At 74.2% G+C, this 718-nt stretch carries 1 protein-coding gene; it reads right to left on the bottom strand.

The features are described from left to right. Positions 1-718, bottom strand: a 718-nt coding sequence (locus AC2W7C_RS18640; RefSeq protein WP_486002674.1) for a tetratricopeptide repeat protein, incomplete at both ends; no start/stop codon positions are given.

Below are 718 nucleotides of genomic sequence, written 5' to 3'. Positions count from 1 at the left end.
CGTATTTCTCGGCGTCGACAGGGCGTCGGCGTGCGCCGGCGGCAGGCGGGCGGCGGCGATCGCCCCGGAGCGGCGATAGTGGGCCTCGGCCTCCTCGGCGCGGTCCAGGCGATCCAGCACCCAGGCGTAGCCGTCTAGGGCGTCCAGCAGGTCCGGGCTGTCCTCCCCGACCCCCGCCTGAAACACCCCCAGCCCCAGCCGGAACGGCTCCTCGGCCTCGTCCCAGCGGCCCTGGTCGGCCAGGGCGTAGCCCAGGTTGGCCCGGGCGACGCCGGTGAACGGATGGTCCGGGCCGACGACCTCTATCGCCAGTTCCAGCGCCCGGCGGAACGGCGCCTCGGCCCGCTTCCCCTGCCCCGTCACGTGCAGGAACCAGCCGTAGTTGGTCAGGCATTGCGCCAGCAGCACCGGATCGCCCGCCCGCTCGGCGATGGCCGCCGCGCGCGCATAGAGGGGCTCGGCCTGATCCGCCCGGCCCGAGCGCCGCAGCGAGGCGGCCAGGTTCGACAGGACGATGGCCACGTGGAAGTCGTCGGAGCCGTACAGCACCTCGTACATCCCCAGCACCTGCCGATAGTGCGGGTCGGCCTCGGCGTGGCGCCCCTGCGCGGTCAGGGTGTTGGCCAGCAGGTTGAGGCTGTCGGCCGTCTTTTCGTGCACCGGCCGAACACCGCCCGCCGCGGCCAGGCTGTCGCGCGCCGCGACCTCGGCCTCCGCG

The organism is Brevundimonas sp. CURTG3B2_SDJG, from assembly GCF_057364705.1.
This window is presented reverse-complemented; position numbering and strand designations above follow the sequence as displayed.